The sequence below is a fragment of the Pseudonocardia nematodicida genome (genome assembly GCF_040105385.1).
Lineage (GTDB): Bacteria > Actinomycetota > Actinomycetes > Mycobacteriales > Pseudonocardiaceae > Pseudonocardia > Pseudonocardia nematodicida.
In genome coordinates this window covers 177,455-195,802 of the sequence record NZ_JBEDNQ010000005.1, presented here as the reverse complement: position 1 = coordinate 195,802, position 18,348 = coordinate 177,455, and the positions used below count along the sequence as shown (strand labels likewise).

Genomic DNA, 18,348 nt, shown 5'->3' with positions numbered 1-18,348 from the left:
CCCGCCCCGGAATACCGTGACGCGTATGGCCGACGAGAACGCCGAGTCCCGATCTCCGGAGAACCCGCACCTGCCGGAGAAGCAACGCGGCCCCGTGGTGCTGCGCCGCAGCCGCAGCGTCGAGACCACCACGACCGACCAGCGGCTGCTCGACTCCCGCGGTCCCGCGGACTGGGTGCACACCGATCCCTGGCGGGTGCTGCGGATCCAGGCGGAGTTCGTCGAGGGCTTCGGCATGCTCGCCGAGCTGCCCCGGGCCGCGACCGTGTTCGGTTCCGCGCGGACCTCGGCCGACTCGCCCGAGTACGAGCTCGGCCGCGAACTGGGTGCACGGCTCGCCGGCGCCGGGTTCGCGGTGATCACCGGCGGCGGACCCGGTGCGATGGAGGCGGCCAACCGCGGCGCGTCCGAGGCCGGCGGGCTCTCGGTCGGCCTCGGCATCGAGCTGCCGTTCGAGCAGGGCCTGAACCCGTGGGTCGACCTCGGGATCAACTTCCGGTACTTCTTCGCGCGCAAGACGATGTTCGTGAAGTACTCGCAGGCCTTCGTCTGCCTGCCCGGTGGGTTCGGCACCCTCGACGAGCTGTTCGAGGCCCTGGTCCTGGTCCAGACGAAGAAGGTCACCAAGTTCCCGGTCGTGCTGCTCGGCACCGAGTACTGGGGCGGGCTGTACGACTGGATCGGCAAGACCGTGCTGCGCGACGGCAAGGTGTCCGAGAAGGACATGGACCTGCTGCACCTCACCGACGACATCGACGACGCCGTCGAGGTCGTGCAGGAGGCCTACCAGGCCTGGGAGGAGACCCACTGATGTCGGTGGGTCCTTCTGCCACGGGCTTCGCGGTCTGCGTCTACTGCGCGAGCTCCGACGGCGTCGCCCCGCACCACCTCGAGCTCGCCGACGCGGTCGGGCGCGCCGTCGCGGCGCGCGGGTGGACGCTGGTCTCGGGCGGCGGCAAGAAGTCGATGATGGGCGCGGTCGGTACCGGCGCGCGTACCGCGGGCGGCCGCACCGTCGGGATCATCCCGCAGTCCATGGTGGAGCGGGAGTGGGCCGACCACGACAGCGACGAGCTGATCGTCACCGCGAGCATGCGGGAACGCAAGCAGCTGATGGAGGACCGTGCCGACGCGTTCCTCGCGCTGCCCGGCGGTCTGGGTACCTGCGAGGAGCTGTTCGAGGTGTGGACGTCGGCGACGCTCGGGCTGCACGGCAAACCGGTCGTCGTGCTGGACCCGGACGGGCACTGGGACGGCCTGCTCGACTGGGTCGCCGGGCTGGCCGACCGCGGGTTCGCCTCGCGCGCGCCGATGGAGCGGCTGCGGGTCGTACGCGGCGGCGACGGCTGCACCGATCCGGTCGCCGCCGCCCTCGACGCCTGTGCCCGGCCCGTCACGTGATCCGGCCCGTCACGTGATCCGGCCGGTCGAGTGACGCGGTCCACCGTGGAGGCCGGGGGCGTCCGGGACCGGCTCGTCGCGGCGAAGGACGGGCGGCGGGTCGCCGTCGTCCTCCCCGCGCTGGACGAGGAGGCAACGATCGGCCCCCTGGTCACCGGGCTCCTCCCGCTGACGGCCGGCCCGTCGCCGCTGGTCGACGACCTCCTGGTGCTCGACTCCGGGAGCACCGACCGCACCGCGGCACGCGCCGCGGAGGCAGGGGCGCGGGTGCTCTCGCGGGAGGCGGCGCTGCCCGGGGTACCGGTGCTGCCCGGGAAGGGCGAGGCGATGTGGCGGGCGGTGGTCACGCTGGCGGACGCCGACCTCGTCTGCTTCGTCGACGCCGACCTGACCGATCCGCATCCCGACCTCGTCCCGCGGCTGCTCGCCCCGCTGCTGACCCGGCCCGGCGCCGTCCTGGTCAAGGGCTATCACCGGCGCCCGCTGGACGGCCCGGACGGGCACGACGGCGGCCGGGTCACCGAGCTGCTCGCCCGCCCGCTGCTGGCCGCGCTGCGACCGGAGCTGGCGGCGATCGCGCAGCCGCTGGGCGGGGAGTACGCCGCGACCCGCACGCTGCTCGACCGGCTCCGGTTCGCCACCGGCTACGGCGTGGACGTCGGCCTGCTGCTCGACGCCGCCGCGGCCGTGGGGACCGGCGCGATCGCCCAGGCCGACCTCGGGGTGCGCCGGCACCGCAACCGGCCGCTGCACGAGCTGGGGCGTACCGCCCGGGAGGTGCTCGCCACCGCGCTCGACCGCTGCGGCGTCCCCGACTCGGGCGCGGGTGTGGTCGGCTACCGGCCGGAGCCGGAGCCGGAGCCGGAGCCGGAGCCGGAGCCGGAGCCGGCTCCCGGCTCGGTGCCGCTCGCCGGCGTACCGGCGGGAGCGATCGGTGGGGTCGGCGCCGATGAGGCCGGGTGGAGCGTCCCCGACGGGCCCGGGCGCGGTTGGCGACGCGAGGTCCGTCCACTCGAACAGATCGACCGGCCGCCGCCCGGTGAGGTGCGGGCCGGGCGCGTTCCGGCCACCCCGACCGGGTCGTCGGCCCGCGTGGGCTGACCCCCGCCGTCGGTGGTCCGTGATGTGATGGCGGGTATGGGGACCGCGCTCGTGTACGTGCTCGTCCTCGCGGTCGTGGCGGCGCTGGTGTTCGTGCTGGCGGCGGCGGTGTTCGGGCGCGGGGAGGAGCTGGCACCGCTGGGACCGGACGCGACGCCGACTCGGCTGCCGGCCCGCGAGGTGTCCGGTGCCGACGTGCGTGACCTGCGCTTCCAGCAGGTGCTGCGCGGCTACCGGATGGCCGAGGTCGACTGGGCGCTGGACCGCCTGGCCGGGGAGCTCGACCAGGTCCGCGCCGACCGGCACGCGCTGGCCGAGCGGGTCGCGGGCCTGGAGGCGACGATCGCGCGGATGCGCACCGAGGAGGGGCCGGATGACGAGCAGCGCCGGCAGGGCTGACAGCGAGGCCGGCGGGCCGGCGGGGGAGCGCGTCGAGCTGACCGTCCCGGTCGAGGTCGCCGTCCCCGCGGACGTGCTGTGGAGGGGCGTCACCGACTGGGAGGGCCAGTCGGAGTGGATGCTCGGCACCCAGGTGCAGGTCACCGGCGGCGACGGGCGCTCGGTCGGCACCGAGCTGCGGGCCGTCACGGGGATCGGGCCGCTCGGCGTCGCCGACACGATGCGGATCACCGGGTGGACCGAGCCGCCGTCCGGTGCGGGCGGGGAGCGGCGCGTGGTCGTCGTGCACACCGGCCGGGTGATTCGTGGTGAGGGGGTGTTCGCGGTCGAGGAGCTGGGCCCGCGGCGCAGCAGGTTCCTCTGGTCGGAGCTGCTCGACCTGCCCTTCGGGACGCTGGGCCGGCTCGGCTGGCCGCTGGTGCGGCCGGCGTTCGCCGCCGGGGTCACGTGGTCGCTGCGACGGATGGCGACCCGGACCGAGGACCGCTGGCGGGCCGGGCGGTGAGTAGCGGGACGAGCGCCGGGGTGAGCAGAGCAGAGCGGGCTCCCGACGACCGCGGCCGGTGCGACTGGGCGCTGTCGGCACCCGACTACGTCGCCTACCACGACGAGGAGTGGGGCCGTCCGGTCCACGGCACCGCCGCCTGGTTCGAGCGCCTGACCCTGGAGGGGTTCCAGTCCGGGCTGTCCTGGCTGGTCGTGCTGCGCAAGCGGCCGGCGTTCCGCGAGGTGTTCGCCGGCTTCGACCCCGAGCGGGTCGCCCGGTTCGGCGACGCCGAGGTGGACCGGCTGCTCGGTGACGCCCGGATCGTGCGCAACCGGCAGAAGATCGAGGCCACCGTGGCCAACGCCCGGGCCGTGCTCGATCTCGCCGATGGCGGCGTCGACCTGGGGGAGTTCCTGGCCTCCCACGCCCCCGACCCCGCCGTCCACCCGCGACCGGCGCGGCTGTCCGACGTGCCCGGCCGGACCCCCGAGTCGGCGGCGCTGTCGAAGGCCCTCAAGAAGCGCGGGTTCCGGTTCGTCGGGCCGACCACCTGTTATGCCCTGATGCAGGCGACCGGGCTCGTCGACGACCACGTCGAGTACTGCTGGCTCGCCGGGGCCACCGGGGCGGGGCAGCAGGGCCGGTAGCCGCGTGAAGATCGTCGCCGGGCCGTTGCGCTGCGTGAACGCACCCGGATCGCGTCCGGGCCGTGATCGCCTCGGTTGCACCCCGCCACCGGTGATGAGGGACAATGGCCTTCCCGCGGCCGGCGCGCGCCCCGAACGCGTCCACGCGGGACGACAACCGTGTGGATCTTGACGGAGGACGGACGAATGGCCGCGATGAAGCCCCGCACCGGCGACGGGCCCCTGGAAGTCACCAAGGAGGGCCGGGGCATCGTGATGCGCGTCCCGCTCGAGGGTGGCGGGCGCCTGGTCGTCGAGATGACTCCCGACGAGGCGGCGGACCTCAGCGAGGCGCTCAAGGCGACCGTCGGCTGAGGCCTGCTTCCGGGTGGCGGCGTCGTGTTCCGGCGCCGCCCTCCGGACGACTCAGACGACCGAGTCGTAGACCTCGACCGTCCGCCGGGCCATCTCGGACCAGGCGAACTCGGCGACCGCCCGCTCCCGCCCCCGCTCGCCCATCCGGGCCGCCCGGGCCGGATCCGCGACCAGGGTGTCGACCCGCTCCGCGAGCTCGGCCTCGAACGCCGCGGTGTCGCCGGCGTCGTAGTGCGCCAGCAACCCGGTCTCGCCGTCGGCAACGACCTCCGGGATGCCGCCCACGTCGGAGGCGACCACCGCGGTGCCGCAGGCCATCGCCTCCAGGTTCACGATGCCCAGCGGCTCGTACACCGACGGGCACACGAACACCGTCGCCGCCGACAGCAGCTGGCGGACCTCGGTCGTCTCCAGCATCCGCCGGATCCACACCACCCCGGGCCGCGACGCCGACAGCTCGGCCACCGCACGCTCGGTCTCCGCGGCGAGCTCGGGGGTGTCCGGCGCACCGGCGCACAGCACGATCTGGGCGTCGGTGGTCATCCGGTGCGCCGCCGCGACCAGGTGCCCGAGCCCCTTCTGCCGGGTGATCCGGCCGACGAACACCACGATCGGCCGGTCCGGGTCCAGCCCCGCCGCGACGACGGCGTCGCGGGCCGGGTCGGGCCGGTAGAAGTCGGTGTCGATCCCGTTGTGCACCACCTGCACCCGGTCCGGGTCGATCGACGGGTAGGCGGCCAGCACGTCGCGGCGCATCCCGTGCGAGACGGCGATGACGGCGTCGGCGTGCGAGTAGGCGGTCCGCTCGACCCAGGACGACAGCCGGTAGCCGCCGCCGAGCTGCTCGGCCTTCCACGGCCGCATCGGCTCCAGGGAGTGCGCGGTCACCACGTGCGGGCGGCCGTGCAGCAGGCCGCCGACGTGACCGGCCATGTTGGCGTACCAGGTGTGCGAGTGCAGCACGTCGCAGCGCTCCAGCTCGGCCGCCATCGACAGGTCCACGCCGAGCGTGGTCAGCGCGGCGTTCGCGCCGTCGGGCAGCGGCGGTGCCGAGTGCGCCCGCGCGTCGGCCGGGGTGTCCATGCCCGGCTCGGCGAAGCAGTGCACGTCGACGTCCACGCGTTCGCGCAACGCGGGAACGAGGTGTCCGACGTGGACACCGGCGCCCCCGTAGACGGCGGGCGGGTATTCACGGGTGAGCAGTCCGACGCGCACGCCGGGGGACGCTACCGGGACCGGCCGGGCGGGCGCGAGGAGGTGATCTCCTCCCCGCCGCGCCGGTCGATCACGACGCGCCCGACGGGTGGCTCAAGCACGGTGCGCCCACTAGGGTTCACCCCATGCGACCGTCGTCGTCCGGCCGGCTGCCCGGCAAGGTGCTGGGGATCGTGCTGGCCGGCGGTGAGGGGAAGCGGCTGTGGCCGCTCACCGCGGACCGCGCGAAGCCGGCGGTGCCGTTCGGCGGCAACTACCGGCTGATCGACTTCGTGCTGTCGAACCTGGTGAACGCCGGCATGGACCGGCTGTGCGTGCTGACCCAGTACAAGTCGCACTCGCTGGACCGGCACATCTCGACCACCTGGCGGCTCTCCAGCGTGCTCGACCAGTACATCACCACGGTCCCGGCCCAGCAGCGGCTCGGCCGCCGCTGGTACACCGGCAGCGCGGACGCGATCTACCAGAGCCTCAACCTGGTCTACGACGACGAGCCCGAGTACATCGCGGTGTTCGGCGCCGACCACGTGTACCGGATGGACCCGGCGCAGATGATCGCCCAGCACGCGGAGTCCGGGGCCGGGGTCACCGTCGCCGGGATCCGGGTGCCGCGCGCGGAGGCCAAGGCGTTCGGCTGCATCGCCTCCGACGAGACCGGGAAGATCACCGAGTTCCTGGAGAAGCCGTCCGAGCCCCCCGCGGTACCGGACGACCCGGACGTCACGTTCGCCTCGATGGGCAACTACGTGTTCACCACCGAGGCGCTGCTCGAGGCGCTGCGGGCGGACGCGAGCAACGCCGACTCCGACCACGACATGGGCGGCGACATCATCCCGGCCATGGTCGGAGCGGGGCAGGCGCACGTCTACGACTTCGCCGACAACATCGTGCCCGGTGCGACCGAGCGGGACGCCGGCTACTGGCGCGACGTCGGGACGATCGACGCCTACTACGACGCGCACACCGATCTCGTCTCGGTGCACCCGATCTTCAACCTCTACAACCACCGCTGGCCGATCCGCACCGCGACACCGGCGCTGCCGCCGGCCAAGTTCGTCGAGGGCGGCATCGCGCAGGACTCGATCGTCGGCGCGGGCACGATCATCTCCGGGGCGATCGTGCGCCGGTCGGTGATCAGTCCGAACGTCGTCGTGCAGGGCGGGGCGGAGGTCTCCGACTCGGTCGTGCTGCCGGGCGCCCGGATCGGGCGGGGCGCGGTGGTGCGCCGGGCGATCCTGGACAAGAACGTCGTCGTGCCCGACGGGGCGCTGATCGGTGTCGACCTGAACCTGGACCGGACCCGCTACACGGTGTCCAACGGCGGCGTCGTCGTGCTCGGGAAGGGCGTCACCGCGCAGTAGAGCGGGTGGTGCGCCCGGGTGAGCAGAGCAAGGGCTCTGCTCACCTGCGGACGGCGCAGAGCATCCCGTCGGCCACCGGGAGCAGCGCGGACAGCAGCCGCTCGTCGTCCCGGACCAGGGCGGCCGTCTCGCGCAGCGCCGCAGTCCCCGGGCCGTCCCCGGTGCCGTCCCCGGCGACCCGGCCGCCGTCCAGCACGCCCTCGAGGACCAGCACGCCGCCGGGGCGCAGCAACCGGATCGCCTCGGCGAGGTAGCCCGGGTACTCGGCCGGCACGGCGTCGGCGACGACCAGGTCGTACCCGCCGTCGGTGAGCCGGGGCAGCACGTCCAGCGCCATCCCGTTGATCATGCGCAGCCGGCCGGGCCCGTACCCGGCGTCGAGGAACGTGCGTTTGGCGGAGCGCAGCAGCTCCGGGTCGACGTCGATGGTGGTCAGCACGCCGTCGGGGGCCATGCCGCGGAGCAGGTAGAGACCGCTGACCCCGGCACCGGTGCCGACCTCGACCACGGCCCGCGCCGCGATCGTCGCCGCCAGCACCGACAGCGCCGCACCGCCGGCCGGGGTGATCGGGTGCGCGGCCGCGGACGTCCCGACCGATCGGGCCGCGCCGAGGGCGTCGTCCTCGGCGAGGTAGCCCTCGGCGTACGCGGTCGCCCCCGCGATATCACTCATACCGGAAGATTATCGGCACGGACCCTTCCCGGATCGGAAAGGACCGGCGCCGATTTCACAGACTTCTCTCAGACGGGTTTCACATCCTCCTCATCGCCACGGGGCACCCTGTAGGGCAACGACAGAACCAGTGCGCCGCCCGGCGCATCACGGAGGTGCCCCGCCCCGATGCCCGATCCCCGCTCCACCGACGACGTCCCGGCCCGGGACGCCGCCGCAGGCACCCGCCCCGGCGAGGCTGCCGACTGGACCCCGCCGAGCTGGGACGAGGTCGTCCGGGAGCACGCCGACCGGGTGTACCGGCTGGCCTACCGGCTCTCCGGCAACCAGCACGACGCCGAGGACCTCACCCAGGAGACGTTCATCCGGGTGTTCCGGTCGCTGGCCTCGTACAAGCCGGGCACGTTCGAGGGCTGGCTCCACCGCATCACCACGAACCTGTTCCTCGACATGGTCCGCCGCCGTGCCCGGCTGCGGATGGAGGGCCTGCCCGACGACACCGACCGGATCCCCGGGGGCGGACCCGAGCCGGAGACCGTCTTCGCGATCAACCACCTGGACCCGCACCTGCAGGCCGCGCTCGACGAGCTGGCGCCGGACTTCCGGGTCGCGGTCGTGCTGTGCGACGTCGAGGGCCTGTCCTACGAGGAGATCGGCGCCACGCTCGGGGTCAAGCTGGGCACCGTGCGCAGCCGCATCCACCGCGGGCGGACGGCGCTGCGGGCGTCGCTGGAGCGCCACCGGGAAGCCGATGCACGACGGCCGGTGGACGGGGTGGTGGCCGGATCGCACGGACCGGTGGCAGAGTTGGTGCCGTGACCGATCGACGGCGTTTCCAGGTCGTCCCCCCGGACTGGGGGGAGGCCCACCTGACGCTCGAGGCGGTCGTCGCCTACGTGGACGACGAGCTGGCCGCCGGCCCGCACGACCGGGCCCACCGTCATCTCGAGCGGTGTCCGGACTGCGCGAGCGAGGTCGCCGGGCAGCGGCGGGCCCGCACCGAGCTGCGGGGCGCCGACGCGCCGACCCTGCCCCCGTCCCTGATGAGCACCCTGCGGGCGATCCCGCGGGACACCGACCTCCCGGCGCCCCCGGCCGGGCTGGCCCTGACCCCGGACGGCGAGCTGGTCTCGGTGCTGCGACCGGCGGCCCTGGCCCCGTCGCCCACACCCTCCGGGCCGGACACCCGTCGGCGGCGTTCCCGCCGGGTACGTCTCGGGACCGGTGCCGCGGTGTCCGGGTTCGCGCTGGGCGCGCTGGCGTTCGCGGTCCCCGGCTGGGCTCCCGCGACCCCCGTGCCCGGCCCGTCCGGGCCGCACCCCGGTGACTCCGCGGTGGCCCGGATCGCGGTCAACCCGAGCCAGTCCCCGGCGTACCCGTCCGGCTCGACCGCACCCGCCACGCCCGCGTCGGGAGCTCCGGGCGTCCCGGCGACCCCGGCCATGCGGCACGCGGACCTTCCACCGTCCGGCTGAACCGGCGCAACAGGGACTTCACCGCCCGCCCGGCAGGCTGATCCCGTGCCGTGCCCGATGGACCGCCGATGAGCGAGACCCCGGACCACCGGGACACCGGGGGATCCGACGGTGGTGCCGACCGCACACCCGATGCGGTGCCGCCGTCCGCTGCGGTCCCGCCGTCCGGCGCGGCGCCGAGGCTCGGCCCGCGTCCGCTGGAGCGCTCCGAGGCCGACCCCGCCGAGCAGGCCCTGTTCGGCCGGCCGGACGGCGTCGACGCCCCCTTCGACCCGCCGCCGTCGCACGGCACGAACGGCACGTCCCGGCAGGCGCCGGGGTTCCCGCTCCAGCCCCCGCCGACCGCCGCCGTGGCGCGCGCGTTCGGCCGCCCGGAGCGCGCGGGCGCAGGCGGGCTGCAGCGCCCGCCCGGTTCCGACGGCGCCGAGCACACGGATCCCGCAGGTGAGGCGTTCTGGCCCGGCGGCTCGGCCGAGGACCCGTGGCGCGATCCGGACACGCCCGTGGTCGCGGCACCCCCGCACGGTGACGCCGACGAGCCGCCGCCGTCCCCGCGGCCGGACGGCCCCCGGCTCAGCGTCCGCGAGGTGCTGTTCGGCGGACGGGTGCAGCCCAGGGCGCTCGCACTGCTCGGGGCGCTGGCCCTCGGCGTCGGAGCCCTCGGCGGCCTGGTCGGGCACTGGACGGCCGCCGGCGCGAGCGCGCTGACCACCCCCGGCGCGGTGCTGGCGTCCACCGAGGACGCCAAGGAGCGCCCGCCCGGCTCGGTCGCCGATCTCGCGGCCCGGGTGCTGCCGTCGGTGGTGTCGCTGGAGGTGACCGTCGGCAACCAGGCGGGCAACGGGTCCGGGGTGGTCATCGACGCCGACGGCTACGTGCTCACCAACGACCACGTCGTCGCGCCGGCCACCGGGCCCGGCCAGGGGTCCATCGAGGCCGTGTTCTCCGACGGGTCCCGGGTGCCGGCCGAGGTCGTCGGCACCGACCCGTTGACCGATCTCGCCGTGCTCCGGGTGCCGGTCGCCAACCCGACGGTGGCCTCGATCGGCCGGTCCGCCGAGCTCGCCGTCGGGGACTCGGTGATCGCGATCGGCTCGCCGTTCGGTCTCGCGGGCACGGTGACCACCGGCATCGTCTCGGCGGTGGACCGCCCGGTGCGGCTCGACCCCGAGGGCAGCGCGGGCGACGCGGTGATCGACGCGGTGCAGACCGACGCGGCGATCAACCCCGGCAACTCGGGCGGCCCGCTGGTGGACTCGACCGGGGCCGTGGTCGGGATCAACACCGCGATCCGCAGCGCCGGGACGGCGCAGTCCGGCGACCAGGGCGGGTCGATCGGGCTCGGGTTCGCGATCCCGATCGACGACGCGCGCACCATCGGCCAGGAGCTGATCCGCTCCGGCCGGGTCGCGCACGCCGACCTGGGCGTGAACGCGCGCTCGGTCACCGACGGCGCGACCGACGGCGCGCAGATCCAGAACGTCGTCGAGCGCGGCCCGGCCGCCGCGGCGGGCATCGCCGACGGCGACGTCGTGGTGCGGGTGGGGGAGCGGGCGATCGCGAGCGCGGACGAGATGGTCGTCGCGGTGCGCGAGTACGACCCGGGCGCGCAGGTCCCGATCGAGCTGGTCCGCCAGGGCCGGCCGCTGACGGTCACCGCAACCCTCGGCGAACGTTAGCCGGCCGTCACCGATCCACGTACCCGCAGCCCACCCGACCTGCGTACGCTGACGGACGTGTTCGAGAACATCGGGATGGTGGAGATCCTGATCCTCGTCGTGGCCGGGCTGTTCATCCTCGGCCCCGAGCGACTCCCCGACGCCGCGCGCTGGGTGGGTAACGCGGTCCGCCAGGTCAAGGAGTTCGCGACCGGCGCCCAGAACACCCTCAAGAAGGAACTGGGCCCGGAGTTCGACCAGATCCAGAAGCCGCTGAACGAGCTGCGCAGCCTGCGCTCGCTCAACCCCCGCACGGCGATCACCCGCAGCCTGTTCGCCGACGACGAGCCGGTCAAGCCGAACGGGCACAGCCCCCGCGCGTCCACGAACGGCAGCAACGGCGCGCGCAGCAACGGATCCGCAGGCTCCACGACGAACGGGACCGGGGCCACGGCGTCGGGGCCTGCGCCGGCGACGCCGCGCCCGCTGGCGTCGGACGAGCGCCCCCCGGTCGACCCCGACGCCACCTGACGCCGGGGCCGGGGGCCCGGGCCTCAGCCCAGCAGCGCCGGGCGTCGCAGGTGGTGCTCCGTGGCCTGCTCGTAGGCGTGCGCCGCGGCCAGCACCGTCGCGTCGGCGTGCCGCGGCCCGACGACCTGCAGCCCGACCGGCAGCCCGGCCGCGGTGAATCCGCACGGCACCGACGTCGCCGGCTGCTGGGTCATGTTGAACGGGTAGGTGAACGGCGTCCACGACGTCCAGCGTGGGGCGTGCCAGCCGTCCGGGACCTCCTGCCCGCCGGGGAACGCGACGATCGGCAGCGTCGGGGTGAGCAGCAGGTCGTAGGAGTCGTGGAAGGCGCCCATCAGGGTGCCGATCTCGTTGCGCACGGCCATCGCGCCCAGGTAGTCCAGCGCGCTGGTCGTCGCGCCCCGCTCGGCGATCTCCACCAGCGCCGGGTCCATCCGGGCCCGCGCCTCGGCGCCGATCGGCTCGAGGGACTTGGCCGCGGCGGCGAACCAGAGTGTCTCGAACGGCTCGATCGGGTCGGCGAAACCGGGGTCGGCGAGCTCGACGGTCGCACCGAGCGAGGTGAACACGTCCGCCGCGGCGGCGACCAGCGCGGCCACCTCCGGGTCGACGTCGGCGAACCCCAGCGTGGGGGAGAACGCGATCCGCAGGCCCCGCGCGCCACCGGCGAGCCGGTCGACGGCGGACTCACGGGCCACGTCGGCCACCCAGGGGTCACGGGTGTCGGGCCGGGCGACGACGTCCTGGAGCAGCGCGGCGTCGGCGACGGTGCGGGTCATCGGCCCGACGTGGGCCAGCGTCCCGAACGCCGACCCGGGGTAGTGCGCGATCCGGCCGTAGGTCGGCTTGTGCGCGACGGTGCCGGTGAAGGCGGCCGGGATGCGGACCGACCCGCCGGCGTCGGTGCCCAGCGACAGCGGCCCCATGCCCAGCCCGACGGCGGCCGCGCTGCCACCGGACGAGCCCCCGGCGGTCAGCGACGGGTCCCACGGGTTGGTGGTGACCCCGGTCAGCGGCGAGTCGGTGACGCCCTTCCAGGCGAGCTCGGGCGTGGTGTTCTTGCCGAGCAGCACCGCGCCGGCCTCGCGTACCCGGGCCACCGGCGGGCCGTCGACCTCGAACGGCCCGTCCGGCGACGTCGTGGTCGACCCGCGCCGGGTCGGCCAGCCGATCGTCAGCAGCATGTCCTTGATCGACGTCGGCACCCCGTCCAGCGGGCCGATCGGTTCACCGGCCTGCCAGCGGGCCTCGGAGTCCTTGGCCGCCGACAGCGCGGAGTCGGCGTCGACCAGGCAGAAGGCGTTGACCGCGCCGTCGTGGGCCTCGATCCGCTCCAGCGCGTCGCGGGTGGCCTGCACCGGCGAGATCTCCCCGGTGCGGTACCCGGCGAGCAGTTCGGTCGCGCTCAGGTCGGCGGTGCTCACTGAATTCCTCCGGAGGTCGAGCTCACGTATCCCCGTTCCTTGTCCACCACGTTGCGCAGCTCCGCACCCTCGCGGAAGCGCACCAGGTTGTCGGCGAACAGCTCCACGAGCATGTCCTTCCACCCGACGACGTCACCGGACATGTGCGGCGAGACCAGGACGTTCTCCATGGTCCACAGTGGTGAGTCGGCCGGCAGCGGCTCGACCTCGAAGACGTCCAGCGCGGCGCCGGCGAGCCGCCCGGCGGCGAGCGCGCCGACCAGGTCGTCCTGCACGACGAGCGGCCCGCGGCCGACGTTGATCACGCGGGCCCGCTCGGGCAGCAGCGCGATGGTCCCGGTGTGCAGCATGCCGCGGGTGGCGTCGGTCAGCGGCGCGGCGAGCACCAGGAAGTCGGTGTCCGGGAGCAGCCCGGGGAGCTCGTCGAAGGCGTGCACCCCGTCGGTGGCGCGCCGGCCGACCAGCCGGACGGTCATCCCGACCGCTCCCAGCAGGTGGGCGATGGCGTGCCCGATCGGCCCGCTCCCGACGACCGTCGCGATCTTCCCGGCGACGGTCTCGGTCTCCCGGTGCCGCCACGTCGCGTCCCGCTGCAGCGCCAGCGAGCCCGCGGTGTCCTTGGCGAACGCCAGCACGGCGCCGAGCACGAACTCGGCCATCGGCCGGTCGAACACCCCGCGGGAGTTGGTCAGCACCACGCGCGAGGCGAGCAGCTCCGGGAACGCGACCTTGTCGACGCCGGCGCTGGCCGTGTGCACCCACCGCAGGTCGGTCGTCAGCTCCGGGCTCCACACCCGGCGCACGGCGTCCGAGGTGAAGTCCCAGGTGAGCAGCACGTCGCTGCCGGGCAGCGCGTCGGCCAGCTCCTCGGGGGAGACGGCGAGCCGCAGTCGGCTGCCGCCGACCCGTTCGCTGAGTCCGGGCGGGGCGTCACCACCGTGCAGGACGGTGACGGTGGAAGAGTCCTGACCAGCGGAAACCGGCAAAGTTCGGTCCTGTCGACGAGTCGGTCGGCGGCGTTGACACGCTAGGAAGCGCACCTAGCATTGTCAACAATCCACCTGTCCGCATTCGGAGTCCGAGGGGTTGTCGTTGAGCAAGCTGATCAGGATCGAGCTCGTGAAGCGCGGCGTCGGCTGCACCGCCGAGCTGCTGGAGAAGGAGGCTCCGCGGACGTCCGCGGCGGTCTGGGAGGCGCTCGCGGACGGCCCGCTCGGCGGCGACGTCCAGCACGCCAAGTACGCCCGCAACGAGGTCTACACGATCGTTCCCCGGTTCGGTCCGCGGATCGGGCAGGAGAACCCGACCGTGACGCCGATCCCGGGCGACGTCTGCTACTTCGACTTCCACGGCGGGATGCTCGACGCCGCGTTCAAGGACGACCAGGGCATCGACCCCGAGGCCGGCGGGATCGACCTGGCGATCTTCTACGGGCGGAACAACCTGCTGCTCAACGGCGACGTCGGCTGGGTCCCGGGCAACGTGTTCGCCACGATCGTCGAGGGCCTGGACGCGATGGCCACCGCCTGCCACGACGTGTGGCGGGCCGGGAGCATCGGCGAGCGCCTGGTCTACTCGCGGCTGCCCGAATGAGTCGGGTGAGCCTTTGAGTCGGGTGAGCCTTGCGTTGCGCCCCAGCTCTGTAGGATTGTCGACAACATGAGGACGGTCGGGATCCTGTACCCGGGCTTCTCCGCCGAGGACGACTACCCGCGCGCCGAGAAGCTCCTCACCGACGGCGCCACCCTGCCGCTGGTGCACACCGAGATGAAGGTCGACGCCCACCGCGAGGACGCGCTGCTCGACATCGGCGGCGACGAGGTCCTGGCCGAGGGTGCGCGGCGGGTGGCCGCGGAGTCCGGACCGCTCGACGCGATCGTCTGGGCGTGTACCTCGGGCAGCTTCATCTTCGGCCCGGAGGGTGCGGCGCGGCAGGCCGCGGCGCTGGAGCGGGCGGCGGGGGTGCCGGCGTCGAGCACGTCGTTCGCGTTCGTCGACGCCTGCCGGCGCCTCGGCATCGGCTCGGTCGCCCTCGGCGCGACCTATCCCCCGGACGTCGCGGGCGCCTTCGTGCAGTTCCTGACCCACCACGGCATCTCGGTGCTGACCGTCTCCGCGCGGGACATCATCACCGCCGCCGAGGTGGGGACACTGCCGAACGGGACCGTGCTGGACTTCGCCGGGGCCGTCGCGTCGGACGCGCCGCAGGCCGACGCCGTGCTGCTGCCCGACACCGCGCTGCACACCGTCGAGATCCTGGACGCGCTGGAGCACCGGGTGGGCCGGCCGGTACTGACGGCCAACCAGGTGAGCATCTGGCAGGGCCTGCGGCTGGCCGGAGCGGACCTCGACCGCCCGGGTCTCGGGACACTGTTCCGGAAGGGGTGACGGCAGTGGGAACCGTGGGTCCGGGGCGAGCAGTGGCGGCCGACGACCTGGAGCCGGTCAGCCGGCGGTCCACGGCGGAGATCGTCGCGGACCGGATCCGTGCGGCGATCATGCGTGGCACGTTCCCGCCGGGTGCCCAGCTCGGCGAGGTGGAGCTCGCCGGCCGTCTCGGGGTGAGCCGCGGACCGCTGCGCGAGGCGATGCAGCGGCTGGTCGCCGAGGGGCTGCTGCGCAGCGAGCGGCACCGCGGCCTGTTCGTGCGCGAGCTGGGACCCGACGACGTCCGGGACGTCTACCTGGCCCGCACCGCCGTCGAACGGGCCGCGGCGCTGCAGGTGCTGGCGGGCGACCGGTCCTCGGCCGTCGTCGCGCTGGAGATCCCGCTGGGGGCGATGCGCGCCGCCGCGGCGGCCGGGGACGCGGTCGGGCTCGCCGACGCCGACCACGACTTCCACGCGGCGCTGGTCGCGGCGTCCGGCAGCCCGCGGCTGCGCCGGATGACCGACGGGCTGCTCGTCGAGACGCGGATGTGCCTGGCCGCGTTCCAGCAGACCGCCCCGCCGGCCCCGGACCTGGTGGCCGAGCACGAGCTGCTGCGGGACGCGCTGCGCGACGGCCGCACCGAGATGCTGCTGGACCGCCTGCAGGCGCACATGGACGACGCCGTGGCGCGGATCCTGGGGGCGATGCCGCCGGCGGCGTGAGGTGGTCCGGAATGTGAATCCCGGCGCTTAGCACACCACCCGGTCGTTGGCATACGTAACATACCGGTGCGTGGCGGGCGTGCTCGAGGGTTTCCTGGTCATCGGTGTCGTCATCGTGGTCGGGTACGTCCTGGGGCGCGGGCGGCTGCTCGGCGACCAGGGCGCGCGGGTGCTGGCCCGCCTCGCGTTCTTCGTCGCGTCGCCGGCCCTGCTGTTCGTCACCATCGCGCGGGCGGACATCGGCGCGATCTTCTCCGGCGGGCTGATCGTCACCACGGTGACCTGTCTCCTCGCCTGCCTGCTGTTCGTCCCGATCGCGCTGCTGCGTCGCCGGCCGGCGGGGGAGGTGGTCGTCGGCTCGATGGCCTCCGGGTACGTCAACGCCGGCAACCTGGGCATCCCGATCGCCACCTACGTGCTCGGCGACCCCGCCGCCGTCGCGCCGGTGCTGCTGTTCCAGCTCGCCGTGCTGACGCCGCTGTTCACCACGCTGCTCGACGTGCTCCCCGGGGACGGCCGCGGCGAGGCTCCGTCCTGGGCGCGGGTGGTGTTCGCCCCGCTGCGGAACCCGATCGCGATCGCCACCGCCGCCGGTCTGACGGTCTCGGCCACCGGCCTCACGCTCTCCGGCCCGCTGGTCGCGCCGCTCGAGCTGCTCGCGGCCCTCGCGGTGCCGACGATGCTGCTCGCCTTCGGGATCTCGCTGTACGGAGCCCGGTTCCCCGGCACCGGGGAGAGCGCCGGCTCGGTGTGGATCGCCGTCGTGATCAAGAACGTGGTGCACCCGCTGATCGCCTGGGCACTCGCGGCGGGCGTGCTCGGCCTCACCGGACCGGCGCTGCTCGCCGCGGTCGTGCTGGCCGCGTTGCCGACCGCGCAGAACGTCTTCGGCTATGCGGTCCGCTACGAACGCGGGGTCACCCTGGCCCGCGACTCCGCCCTGGCGTCGACGATCGTGTCGGTCCCGATCCTGCTGGTCATCGCGGCACTGCTGGCCTGACGACGATCATCGCCGTGTCCCGTGCGGCGGGGTGTCCGCACCCTTCCTTTGCTCTGCACACCCCCACGCACCACCGCCCGGACCGAGCGTCCGGCAGGGGGTGGCGCGTGGGGGTGTGCAGAGTAAAGCGAGGTGGGGGAACGCCTTGCCCTCGGCCGCTCGAGCGTGCTTCCCTGAGATTGTCGACAACTCGACAACCCTGGATCATCTTCGACCGATCAGGAGCTGCGAACCCATGGCACAGCTGTCCCCGCTGCTCAAGCAGGCCACCCCGGTCCAGGCCGCCCGCGGTGAGGGTGTCTACCTCTACGACACCGAGGGCCGCCGGCACCTGGACTTCACCGCCGGCATCGGCGTCACCTCCACCGGGCACTGCCACCCGAAGGTCGTCGCGGCCGCGCAGGAGCAGGTCGGCACGCTCATCCACGGCCAGTACACGACCGTGATGCACCAGCCGCTGCTCACGCTGGTCGAGCGGATGGGGGAGGTGCTGCCGGCGGGCATCGACTCGGTCTTCTTCGTCAACTCCGGCTCGGAGGCCGTCGAGGCCTCGGTGCGCCTGGCGCGGCAGGCGACCGGCCGGTCGACGATCGTCGCCTTCGACGGCGGGTTCCACGGCCGCACGATGGGCGCCGCGGCGCTCACCACCTCCGGGGCGAAGATCCGCGCCGGGATCGGGCCGATGATGGGCGGCGTCGCGTTCGCGCCGTTCCCGTTCGCCTACCGGTACGGCTGGTCCGAGGAGCAGGCCGTCGCCTTCGCGCTCGCCGAGCTCGACCGGCAGCTGGCCAGCACCGCCCCGGCGGCCGACGTCGCGGCGTTCATCGTCGAGCCGGTTCTGGGCGAGGGCGGCTACGTGCCGACCCCGGCCGCGTTCCTGCACGGCCTGCGCGAGCGCGCCGACCGCCACGGCATCCTGGTGATCGCCGACGAGGTGCAGACCGGCTACGGCCGCACCGGGAAGTTCTGGGGCCACCAGCACGCCGACGGGTTCACCCCGGACATCATCGTGACCGCGAAGGGCCTGGCGTCGGGCTTCCCGCTGTCCGCGATCGCCGCCCCGCTCTCGCTGATGGAGAAGGCCTGGCCGGGTTCGCAGGGCGGCACCTACGGCGGCAACGCCGTCGCGTGCGCCGCGGCGCTGGCGACCCTGGAGGTCGTCCAGTCCGAGGGCCTGGTCGAGAACGCCCGGGTGCAGGGGGAGAAGCTGCTGGCCGGCGTACGCCATGCCGCCGAGGGCGTCGGCGCGATCGGCGACGTCCGCGGGCGCGGGCTGATGGTCGGCATCGAGTTCGTCGACGCCGACGGCAAGCCGGACGGCGCGACCGCCGCGAAGGTGCACGCGACCGCGGCCGAGCACGGCCTGCTGCTGCTGACCTGCGGGGTCTACGGCAACGTCGTGCGCATGATCCCGCCGCTGGTCGTGACCGGAGACCAGGTCGACGAGGGCCTGGCCCTGTGGACCAAGGCGCTCGACGACGCGCTCGCGTAGCGACGGGTGGCCGACACGACGGAGGCCCCGCACACCGG

The 18,348-nt window shown here is 74.2% G+C and carries 21 protein-coding genes; 17 read left to right on the top strand and 4 right to left on the bottom strand.

Going from position 1 to position 18,348, the window contains the following annotated elements; genetic code table 11:
- The first annotated feature begins 25 nt into the window (after positions 1 to 25).
- From WIS52_RS13880 to WIS52_RS13850, 7 genes are all read left to right on the top strand, one after another.
- Positions 26 to 811, top strand: a complete 786-nt coding sequence (locus tag WIS52_RS13880) for an LOG family protein (RefSeq protein ID WP_349298635.1) — start codon at positions 26 to 28, stop codon at positions 809 to 811.
- Complete coding sequence (locus WIS52_RS13875; RefSeq protein WP_349298634.1) at positions 811 to 1,401, top strand: LOG family protein; 591 nt, start codon at positions 811 to 813, stop codon at positions 1,399 to 1,401. The genes WIS52_RS13880 and WIS52_RS13875 overlap by 1 nt, the downstream gene beginning before the upstream one ends.
- A 30-nt stretch (positions 1,402 to 1,431) precedes the next feature.
- Positions 1,432 to 2,502, top strand: a complete 1,071-nt coding sequence (locus tag WIS52_RS13870; RefSeq protein WP_349298633.1) for a glucosyl-3-phosphoglycerate synthase — start codon at positions 1,432 to 1,434, stop codon at positions 2,500 to 2,502.
- Positions 2,503 to 2,538: 36 nt separating this feature from the next.
- Positions 2,539 to 2,901 carry a DivIVA domain-containing protein gene (locus WIS52_RS13865; protein ID WP_349298632.1) on the top strand — a complete coding sequence of 121 codons (363 nt, stop codon included), beginning with the start codon at positions 2,539 to 2,541 and terminating at the stop codon, positions 2,899 to 2,901.
- A complete protein-coding gene (locus WIS52_RS13860) occupies positions 2,876 to 3,406 on the top strand; it encodes an SRPBCC family protein (protein WP_349298631.1) in 531 nt (176 codons plus the stop codon). Before WIS52_RS13865 ends, WIS52_RS13860 begins: the two co-directional genes overlap by 26 nt.
- Positions 3,407 to 3,426: 20 nt before the next feature.
- On the top strand, positions 3,427 to 4,035 hold the full coding sequence (locus WIS52_RS13855; protein ID WP_349298630.1) for a DNA-3-methyladenine glycosylase I: 609 nt from the start codon (positions 3,427 to 3,429) through the stop codon (positions 4,033 to 4,035).
- Between the two features lie 186 nt (positions 4,036 to 4,221).
- Positions 4,222 to 4,389: a DUF3117 domain-containing protein gene (locus tag WIS52_RS13850; protein ID WP_344026400.1), complete on the top strand. Its 168-nt coding sequence runs from the start codon at positions 4,222 to 4,224 to the stop codon at positions 4,387 to 4,389.
- Positions 4,390 to 4,440: 51 nt separating this feature from the next.
- Here WIS52_RS13850 and glgA read toward each other — a convergent pair whose 3' ends face one another.
- Positions 4,441 to 5,604, bottom strand: a complete 1,164-nt coding sequence (gene glgA / locus WIS52_RS13845) for a glycogen synthase (protein WP_349298629.1) — start codon at positions 5,602 to 5,604, stop codon at positions 4,441 to 4,443.
- Positions 5,605 to 5,729: 125 nt separating this feature from the next.
- Between glgA and glgC the strand changes: the two genes are divergently transcribed.
- Positions 5,730 to 6,965 (top strand): glucose-1-phosphate adenylyltransferase, encoded by a 1,236-nt coding sequence (gene glgC, locus WIS52_RS13840; protein WP_349298628.1) that lies wholly within the window; start codon positions 5,730 to 5,732, stop codon positions 6,963 to 6,965.
- A 40-nt stretch (positions 6,966 to 7,005) separates the two neighbouring features.
- Here the strand turns inward: glgC and WIS52_RS13835 are convergent, their stop codons facing one another.
- Positions 7,006 to 7,638, bottom strand: a complete 633-nt coding sequence (locus WIS52_RS13835) for an O-methyltransferase (protein WP_349298627.1) — start codon at positions 7,636 to 7,638, stop codon at positions 7,006 to 7,008.
- Between the two features lie 168 nt (positions 7,639 to 7,806).
- Here WIS52_RS13835 and sigE point away from each other — a divergent pair, with 168 nt between their 5' ends.
- The 4 genes from sigE to tatB all read left to right on the top strand — a co-directional run bounded on the left by sigE (position 7,807) and on the right by tatB (position 11,302).
- A complete protein-coding gene (sigE, locus tag WIS52_RS13830) occupies positions 7,807 to 8,457 on the top strand; it encodes an RNA polymerase sigma factor SigE (RefSeq protein ID WP_349298626.1) in 651 nt (216 codons plus the stop codon).
- Entirely contained in the window at positions 8,454 to 9,113 is a 660-nt protein-coding gene (locus WIS52_RS13825; RefSeq protein WP_349298625.1) for an anti-sigma factor family protein, read from the top strand. Before sigE ends, WIS52_RS13825 begins: the two co-directional genes overlap by 4 nt.
- 68 nt (positions 9,114 to 9,181) lie before the next feature.
- Positions 9,182 to 10,792, top strand: coding sequence for a S1C family serine protease (locus WIS52_RS13820; protein WP_349298624.1), 1,611 nt, complete (start codon positions 9,182 to 9,184; stop codon positions 10,790 to 10,792).
- A gap of 57 nt (positions 10,793 to 10,849) precedes the next feature.
- Positions 10,850 to 11,302, top strand: coding sequence for a Sec-independent protein translocase protein TatB (gene tatB, locus WIS52_RS13815; RefSeq protein ID WP_349298623.1), 453 nt, complete (start codon positions 10,850 to 10,852; stop codon positions 11,300 to 11,302).
- 23 nt (positions 11,303 to 11,325) lie between these two features.
- Here the strand turns inward: tatB and WIS52_RS13810 are convergent, their stop codons facing one another.
- Both WIS52_RS13810 and WIS52_RS13805 read right to left on the bottom strand, forming a co-directional pair.
- Positions 11,326 to 12,726 (bottom strand): amidase, encoded by a 1,401-nt coding sequence (locus WIS52_RS13810; protein WP_349298622.1) that lies wholly within the window; start codon positions 12,724 to 12,726, stop codon positions 11,326 to 11,328.
- Entirely contained in the window at positions 12,723 to 13,712 is a 990-nt protein-coding gene (locus WIS52_RS13805) for a D-2-hydroxyacid dehydrogenase (RefSeq protein ID WP_349298621.1), read from the bottom strand. The genes WIS52_RS13810 and WIS52_RS13805 overlap by 4 nt, the downstream gene beginning before the upstream one ends.
- 106 nt (positions 13,713 to 13,818) lie before the next feature.
- Here WIS52_RS13805 and WIS52_RS13800 point away from each other — a divergent pair, with 106 nt between their 5' ends.
- The 5 genes from WIS52_RS13800 to WIS52_RS13780 all read left to right on the top strand — a co-directional run bounded on the left by WIS52_RS13800 (position 13,819) and on the right by WIS52_RS13780 (position 18,310).
- Positions 13,819 to 14,319 (top strand): DUF3830 family protein, encoded by a 501-nt coding sequence (locus tag WIS52_RS13800; RefSeq protein ID WP_349298620.1) that lies wholly within the window; start codon positions 13,819 to 13,821, stop codon positions 14,317 to 14,319.
- Between the two features lie 66 nt (positions 14,320 to 14,385).
- On the top strand, positions 14,386 to 15,114 hold the full coding sequence (locus WIS52_RS13795; protein ID WP_349298619.1) for a maleate cis-trans isomerase family protein: 729 nt from the start codon (positions 14,386 to 14,388) through the stop codon (positions 15,112 to 15,114).
- Between the two features lie 32 nt (positions 15,115 to 15,146).
- The gene (locus WIS52_RS13790; protein WP_349298618.1) at positions 15,147 to 15,818 is read left to right on the top strand and encodes a GntR family transcriptional regulator; all 672 of its coding nucleotides are present in this window, start codon (positions 15,147 to 15,149) and stop codon (positions 15,816 to 15,818) included.
- A 70-nt stretch (positions 15,819 to 15,888) separates the two neighbouring features.
- On the top strand, positions 15,889 to 16,818 hold the full coding sequence (locus WIS52_RS13785) for an AEC family transporter (RefSeq protein WP_349298617.1): 930 nt from the start codon (positions 15,889 to 15,891) through the stop codon (positions 16,816 to 16,818).
- Between the two features lie 235 nt (positions 16,819 to 17,053).
- On the top strand, positions 17,054 to 18,310 hold the full coding sequence (locus WIS52_RS13780; RefSeq protein WP_349298616.1) for an aspartate aminotransferase family protein: 1,257 nt from the start codon (positions 17,054 to 17,056) through the stop codon (positions 18,308 to 18,310).
- Positions 18,311 to 18,348: the final 38 nt, after the last annotated feature.

Coding starts and splice junctions, on each gene's coding strand:
- WIS52_RS13880 (WP_349298635.1), top strand. CDS start 26: ATGGCCGACGAGAACGCCGAGTCCCGATCTCCGGAGAACCCGCACCTG.
- WIS52_RS13875 (WP_349298634.1), top strand. CDS start 811: ATGTCGGTGGGTCCTTCTGCCACGGGCTTCGCGGTCTGCGTCTACTGC.
- WIS52_RS13865 (WP_349298632.1), top strand. CDS start 2,539: ATGGGGACCGCGCTCGTGTACGTGCTCGTCCTCGCGGTCGTGGCGGCG.
- WIS52_RS13860 (WP_349298631.1), top strand. CDS start 2,876: ATGACGAGCAGCGCCGGCAGGGCTGACAGCGAGGCCGGCGGGCCGGCG.
- WIS52_RS13850 (WP_344026400.1), top strand. CDS start 4,222: ATGGCCGCGATGAAGCCCCGCACCGGCGACGGGCCCCTGGAAGTCACC.
- glgC (WP_349298628.1), top strand. CDS start 5,730: ATGCGACCGTCGTCGTCCGGCCGGCTGCCCGGCAAGGTGCTGGGGATC.
- WIS52_RS13835 (WP_349298627.1), bottom strand. CDS start 7,638: ATGAGTGATATCGCGGGGGCGACCGCGTACGCCGAGGGCTACCTCGCC.
- sigE (WP_349298626.1), top strand. CDS start 7,807: ATGCCCGATCCCCGCTCCACCGACGACGTCCCGGCCCGGGACGCCGCC.
- WIS52_RS13820 (WP_349298624.1), top strand. CDS start 9,182: ATGAGCGAGACCCCGGACCACCGGGACACCGGGGGATCCGACGGTGGT.
- WIS52_RS13795 (WP_349298619.1), top strand. CDS start 14,386: ATGAGGACGGTCGGGATCCTGTACCCGGGCTTCTCCGCCGAGGACGAC.
- WIS52_RS13780 (WP_349298616.1), top strand. CDS start 17,054: ATGGCACAGCTGTCCCCGCTGCTCAAGCAGGCCACCCCGGTCCAGGCC.